At 68.8% G+C, this 6,305-nt stretch carries 8 protein-coding genes and 1 pseudogene; 5 read left to right on the forward strand and 4 right to left on the reverse strand.

The genetic code is table 11. The annotated features are described in order from the left end of the window. The gene (locus A5699_RS13650) at positions 1–651 is read right to left on the reverse strand and encodes a response regulator transcription factor (protein ID WP_082957702.1); all 651 of its coding nucleotides are present in this window, start codon (positions 649–651) and stop codon (positions 1–3) included. Positions 652–693: 42 nt separating this feature from the next. On the opposite strand from A5699_RS13650, the gene A5699_RS13655 reads away from it, so the two are divergent. Together A5699_RS13655 and A5699_RS13660 are read left to right on the forward strand one after the other, a co-directional pair. Then, positions 694–1,575 (forward strand): LysR family transcriptional regulator, encoded by an 882-nt coding sequence (locus A5699_RS13655; protein ID WP_067770074.1) that lies wholly within the window; start codon positions 694–696, stop codon positions 1,573–1,575. A gap of 46 nt (positions 1,576–1,621) precedes the next feature. Next, the gene (locus A5699_RS13660; RefSeq protein WP_067770076.1) at positions 1,622–2,887 is read left to right on the forward strand and encodes an MFS transporter; all 1,266 of its coding nucleotides are present in this window, start codon (positions 1,622–1,624) and stop codon (positions 2,885–2,887) included. Here the strand turns inward: A5699_RS13660 and A5699_RS13665 are convergent. After that, positions 2,833–3,306, reverse strand: a complete 474-nt coding sequence (locus tag A5699_RS13665; protein WP_067770078.1) for a nuclear transport factor 2 family protein — start codon at positions 3,304–3,306, stop codon at positions 2,833–2,835. The genes A5699_RS13660 and A5699_RS13665 overlap by 55 nt on opposite strands. Before the next feature lie 55 nt (positions 3,307–3,361). Between A5699_RS13665 and A5699_RS13670 the strand changes: the two genes are divergently transcribed. Next, a complete protein-coding gene (locus tag A5699_RS13670; RefSeq protein WP_197508288.1) occupies positions 3,362–4,627 on the forward strand; it encodes an acyl-CoA dehydrogenase family protein in 1,266 nt (421 codons plus the stop codon). Further along, complete coding sequence (locus tag A5699_RS13675) at positions 4,624–5,424, forward strand: tyrosine-protein phosphatase (RefSeq protein WP_067770082.1); 801 nt, start codon at positions 4,624–4,626, stop codon at positions 5,422–5,424. Before A5699_RS13670 ends, A5699_RS13675 begins: the two co-directional genes overlap by 4 nt. Positions 5,425–5,432: 8 nt before the next feature. Here the strand turns inward: A5699_RS13675 and A5699_RS13680 are convergent, their stop codons facing one another. Then, on the reverse strand, positions 5,433–5,705 hold the full coding sequence (locus A5699_RS13680; RefSeq protein ID WP_067770084.1) for a hypothetical protein: 273 nt from the start codon (positions 5,703–5,705) through the stop codon (positions 5,433–5,435). 63 nt (positions 5,706–5,768) lie between these two features. Between A5699_RS13680 and A5699_RS30150 the strand changes: the two genes are divergently transcribed. Further along, the gene (locus A5699_RS30150) at positions 5,769–5,897 is read left to right on the forward strand and encodes an Rv1535 domain-containing protein (protein WP_255376488.1); all 129 of its coding nucleotides are present in this window, start codon (positions 5,769–5,771) and stop codon (positions 5,895–5,897) included. 119 nt (positions 5,898–6,016) lie between these two features. On the opposite strand, the pseudogene A5699_RS30295 reads toward A5699_RS30150, so the two are convergent. Next, a pseudogene (locus A5699_RS30295) lies at positions 6,017–6,241 on the reverse strand (hypothetical protein); the annotation flags it as partial. Positions 6,242–6,305 lie beyond the last annotated feature (64 nt).

The following is a 6,305-nucleotide window of genomic DNA, read 5'->3' on the forward strand; positions in this document are numbered from 1 at the left end:
TCAGTCCAGCAGCCGGCGGCGCATCGCCTCGGCGACCACCGCACCGCGATCGCTCACGCCCAACTTCTCGTAGAGCCGCTGCACATGCGTCTTCACCGTGGACGGGGCCAGATACAGCTCTTTGGCCATCGCCGGGATCGAACGACCCTTGGCGATCAGATCAAGCACCTCGCGTTCGCGCGGGCTCAGCGCCGGCACGTCCGGCTCGTTGCGGCGACGGATCTCACCGGCCAGTCCAGCGGCCAGGTTCGGATCGAGGACGTCACGTCCTTTGGCGCAGGACAGCACCGCGTTCACCAGCTCGCTGCGCGTGGACTCTTTGGACAGAAAGCCGGCCGCCCCCTGCTGCAGCGCGGTGTAGACGATGGCCGACTCGTCATGTGCCGAGACCAACAGAACGCGGGTCGGCAACTCGTCGCGGCTGACCGCGGCGGCCACCTGCGCCCCGTCGAGCTGCGGCATCCGGTAGTCCAGCAGCGCCACCTGCGGCCGGTGGGTTCGGATCAATTCCAATGCGTCGGCACCGTTATCGGCCTCGGCCACCACGTCGATCTCGCCGCTGGAGGTCAAGGCGCGCACCACGCCCTCGCGGAACATCGGGTGGTCATCACCCACCACCACCCGCACCTTGCCGGTCATGCGGCTCAGCATCGCACAGCCCGCCCGGTGATCAGCGCGTTTAGAGTCAGCCGTATGCATTCCGACGAGCTGCACTGGTTCGTGGTGCTCGCTGAAACCGAGCATGTCACCGACGCCGCAGCCGAACTCGGCATCAGCCAGCCCACGCTGTCGCGCGCCCTGGCCCGGATCGAGGAGCAGGTGGGGGTGCCGCTGTTCGACCGGGTGCACCGGCGGCTGCGACTCAACGCCTACGGGCACATCTTGCTCGAGCATGCCCGCCGCAGCATCGCCGAGATCCGTTCGGCCACCGAGCGGATCGCCGAGCTTCGCGATCCCGACACCGGCACCGTGCGGCTGGCGTTCCTGCATTCGCAGGCCGGCTGGTTCGTACCGGATCTCCTGCGCCGGTTCCGGGTCGAGGCGCCGTTGGTGCGCTTCGACCTGTTCCAGGGCGCCGCGCACCACATCGTCGAACGCCTGGCCAACGGCGAAGCCGACCTGGCGATCACCTCACCGCGGCCGGACGGCTTTCGCTGGCGCGGGTTGTATGTGGAACGGCTGTGCCTGGCGGTGCCGCGCGAACATCGGTTCGCCCGTCGGGCGCGGATCCGGCTGGCCGACGCCGGCGCCGAGCCCTTCATCGCACTGGCGCCGGATTTCGGGCTGCGCCAACTCACCGACGAACTGCTGGCCGAAGCGGGGATCGCGCCGACGGTGGTGTTCGAGGCGATGGAGATTCCGACCATGGAAGGCCTGGTCGCCGCCGGGTTCGGTGTTGCCGTCGTCCCGGTGCCCCGCCCCGGGCGCACCGAACCGGGCGCCGCGTACGTGCCGCTGTCAGAGAGCTCGGCCAAACGCCAGATCGGTCTGACCTGGAACGCCGACCGGCAACTCCCGCCGGCGGCGGCCCGCCTGGCCGACTTCCTTATGCAGAATGTGCATAAGGGTGACTAATTCCATGCATTGGACACATCTTTGCCGGCGACTTACCGTCGACTGAGTGACCACCTCCCCCACCTCCGTCCAGTGGCAGGGGCACACGCGTGGCTCGACTGAGTACCGACGTCTGCTGGCGGCCCTGTTCTGCGCCGGCGTCGCAACCTTCGCCCAGCTGTACTCGCCGCAGGCCGTCCTGCCGCTGATCGCGCGCGACCTGGGCACCGGCGCCGCGCACGCCGCCCTGACCATCTCGGCGGCCACGGTTGGTCTTGCGCTGGGCGTGATTCCGTGGTCGGCCCTGGCCGACCGCATCGGCCGCGTCCAGGCGATGACGATATCCATCACCGCGGCAACGGTTCTCGGCCTGATCGTGCCGATGGCCCCGAACACCGAATTGCTGCTGTCCGGCCGGCTGGCCGAAGGGTTGATGCTGGGCGGGGTGCCGGCCGTCGCGATCGCCTACCTCACCGAGGAGATCGATGCCGGGCACGCCGCCCGCGCGGCAGGCACCTACGTCGCGGGCACCACGATTGGCGGGCTGGCGGGCCGCCTGGTCACCGGACCGATCGCCGAGTTCGCCGGCTGGCGCGTCGGCGTGCTGGTGGTGGCGGTGCTGTGCGGTCTGTCGGCATTCGCCTTCGTCAAGCTGGCCCCGCCCGCGCGCGGCTTCACCCCGGCCCGCTCCCACGACCTGGTCCGGCGACTGGCGGACAACCTACGTTCACCCCGCCAACTGGTGCTCTACAGCCAGGGCTTCCTGCTGATGGGCGGGTTCGTGGCGATGTACAACTTCCTCGGCTTCCGGTTGATGGCGGCGCCGTTCGGACTGCCGCAGACCGTGGTCAGCCTGGTCTTTCTGGCCTATCTGTCGGGCACCTGGGCCTCGGCCCGGGCCGGTGCCGAGGCCGGCCGGTTCGGCCGCAAGGCCGTGCTGCTGGGCTCGATCGCCACGATGGTCGCCGGGGTCGCTATCACGCTGGCGGGCAACATCTTCGCGGTCCTGGCCGGACTGGTGATCGCAACCGCGGGGTTCTTCGGCGCGCATGCCATCGCATCCGGCTGGGTCGGCGTGGCGGCCGGCACCGGCAAGGCCCAGGCCTCGTCGCTGTACAACCTCTTCTACTACGCGGGGTCCAGCGTCATCGGCTGGGTCGGCGGCCTGGCGTTCGACGCGGCAGGCTGGCCGGCCGTGGCCGCCACCGTGATGGGGCTGGCGGTGCTGGCCGGGGTGCTGGCCTGCACACTCGGCTACCACCGCGGCGAGCCGCGTAATTACCAGAGCTCGATGTCGCGGCCGTACTCCGATTCCGGGCGCGGGCCGAAGTAGCGCCGCTGCGACTCCTCGATCCGGACGTCGTTGATGCTGGCCTCACGGCGCGACATCAGCCCCTCCGGCGTGAACTGCCACAGCTCGTTGCCGTAACTGCGGTACCACTGACCGCCGGCGTCGTGCCATTCGTACTGGAACCGCACCGCGATCCGGTTCTCCCGAAAGTCCCAAAGACTTTTGCGCAGAACGTAATCCAGTTCGCGCTCCCACTTGGCGGTGAGAAACTCCACGATCTGTTCGCGCCCGAGGATGTGCTGGTCACGGTTGCGCCAATGCGAATCCGGCGTATAGGCCAGGCTGACCCGCTGCGGGTCGCGGGTGTTCCAGGCATCCTCGGCGGCTTGAACCTTCTGCAGCGCGGTGTCCAAAGTGAAGGGTGGGAACGGCGGGCGGCTTCCAGCGGAGCTTCCGGTCATGCCACCTTTCTACCTGTCTAACCATGTGGCTATCGTGGCTGCCATGGACTTCGCGATGTCGGCCAAGGCGGCTGATCACCACTCCCGGCTCACCGACTTCATGACCGAATATGTTCTCCCGGCCGAGGCGTCCTACCACGCCTATCGCGAGGAAAAGGGCCCGAAGGATCACACGGTCCCCCCGGTGGTGGAGGAACTCAAGGTCAAGGCCCGCGAGCTGGGCCTGTGGAACCTGTTCCTGCCCTCGGAATCCGGCCTGACCAACCTGGAGTACGCGCCGCTGGCCGAGCTGACCGGGTGGAGCATGGAGATCGCTCCCGAGGCGCTCAACTGCGCCGCGCCCGACACCGGCAACATGGAGACGCTGCACCTGTTCGCCAACGAGGCGCAGCGCAAACAGTGGCTCGAACCCCTGCTCAAGGGCGAGATCCGCAGTGCATTCGCGATGACCGAGCCGGCCGTGGCGTCCTCGGATGCCCGCAACATCGAGACGACGATGCTGCGTGACGGCGCGGACTACGTGATCAACGGGCGCAAGTGGTGGATCACCGGTGCGGCCGATCCGCGCTGCAAGATCCTGATCGTGATGGGTCGCACCAATCCCGACGCCGCCTCGCATCAGCAGCAGTCGATGATCCTGGTGCCGGTGGATACTCCGGGGGTCGACATCCAGCGCTCGCTGCCGGTGTTCGGTTGGCAGGATCAGCACGGACACTGCGAGATCGTGTTCGACAACGTGCGGGTGCCCGCCGAGAACCTGCTGCACGAGGAGGGCAGCGGGTTCGCGATCGCGCAGGCCCGGCTGGGGCCGGGCCGCATCCACCACTGCATGCGTGCCCTCGGTGCGGCCGAGCGGGCCCTGGCGCTGATGGTCGACCGGGTGCAGAAGCGGGTGGCGTTCGGCAAGCCGCTGGCCGAGCAGGGTGTGGTGCGCGAGTCGATTGCCAAGTCCCGCAACGAGATCGATCAGGCCCGGCTGCTGTGCGAGAAAGCCGCGTGGACCATCGACCAGGAGGGCAACAAGGCCGCGCACGTGCTCGTGTCGCAGATCAAGTCCGTCGCCCCGCAGATCGCCTGCAACGTCCTCGACCGGGCCATCCAGGTCCACGGCGCGGCCGGGGTCAGCGACGACTTCCCGCTGGCCCGGCTGTATGCCTGGCACCGCGCGATGCGGCTGTTCGACGGACCCGACGAGGTGCACATGCGCACCATCGCCCGTGCTGAGTTGGGCCGGGAGAAGTCGCCGCTGGCGACGGCGGCGAGCCGCCAATCGGATACGGCGGCGAGCCGCCAATCGAATCCGGCGGTGACGGCACAGTGACCGTCGAGCTGGGGGAGCTGTCGGGGGCGTGGAATTTTCGGGACGTCGCGGGTGAGACCGCGATCCGACCGGGGCTGCTCTACCGCTCCAGTCAGCTCAGCCAGCTCTCGGACGCCGGCCGGGCGGTATTCCGTCGGCTCGGCATCACCGATGTCGCCGATCTGCGGTCGCACCAGGAGGTGCAACGGCAGGGTTCGGGGCAGGTGCCCGACGGCGTGGCCGTACACCTGCTGCCGTTCCACCCCGACGACCCGTCGAACCAGGATGCGCCGCACGAGAACACTTTTCAGCGGGTGATGTCGGAATCCGGGGACGACGAGGACGTCGCCACCGCGGCCCGGCGGTACATGACCGAGGTGTACGAGGAGTTCCCGACGCTCCCCGGCGCGCACGCCGCGGTGCGCGAGGTGATTTCGATGCTGGCCCAGGACCGTCCGGTGATCGCACATTGCTTCGCGGGCAAGGATCGGACCGGATTCACCGTGGCCACGGTGCTCGCGACCGTCGGCGTCGAGCGCGACCGCATCATCGCCGACTTCCTGGCCAGCAACACCGCGATCCCGGCCCTGCGTAACCGGATCATGGACTCGGTGCGGGCCCGGGCCCAGGATGCGCCGGAGATGATCACCTACGCCGAGGCCCGGCTGACGGACGAGGTGCTCGGCGTGCGGGAGGAGTACCTGGCCGCCGCGTGGGACCGGCTGGTGCAGGACTTCGGCTCGGTGAGCGGCTTCGTGGAAGCGGCCGGCGTGTCCCCGGAGACCATCACGGCGTTGCGGACCAACCTGCTGGGATAGCGGCGGGGTCACGCCTCCTCTAGCGCCTCACCCAGCTCCCGCGCCGTCTGACTGTGCTCGTTCTGCATCAGCATGTGCCCGGCACCGAGCAACAAGGCAACCGGCCAGTCGATGATCTCGACCGCGGCCAGAATGCCCAGCGCACCGTAATAGGCCAGCTGCTCGGGGTGAGGCACCTTCACCCGGCCCACCAAGGGCAGCGTCACAGCGAATCCGCGCGCGTGGCGCACCGTGTGCACGGCACCACGGTGACCCTGGGTTGATTTCGACTTTTCGGCCATTGCTCACCTTTCGGTCACGTCGACTTCGATTTCTCGAGATCTCGGCTTCGCACCGTGAGAGGCGTGAGAACTTCCGGCTCCGGCGCTCCGTCCGATCCGTTGACCGACGCGGTATCGCGCGTCCTGGTTCTCCCGTTGCGGGAGCTGTACGCCGTGCTGTGGCGCTGCGGTGTACTCGACGTCGACGACTGATCCGGCGGCTCCGACGCCCGCGCGATTTGTGCGAGGCGGGGCACCAACCGCGGCGCGACAGCAGCGACGCCGGTGGCCACCCCGGCCGAGGTCAGCGCCTGCGCCCACCCGAGCGGGTCGAGCGGTGTGCAGCCCAACAGCTGGCTGAGGCCAGGCGTACTGATCACCGCGCCCAATGACACCAGCGAACCGGCCGCGGTCGCGACCACCAATGGACTGTGGGAGTCGATCAAGGTCTGCGCCAGCTGGGTGGAGACCAGGGCCACCAGCGCCACGGTGGAGGCGCGCCGCGGCGCCAAGGAGAAACCCGCCGAGAACCAGGCACCGGTGGCCGCGCCGGTCACGGACCCGATCAGGCCGAGCTGTGGCGCACCGTGGCGATCCGAGGTGCGACGACGGCCGGCGCCG

The sequence above is a fragment of the Mycobacterium sp. E802 genome (genome assembly GCF_001666875.1).
In the GTDB taxonomy this organism is placed as follows: Bacteria; Actinomycetota; Actinomycetes; order Mycobacteriales; family Mycobacteriaceae; genus Mycobacterium.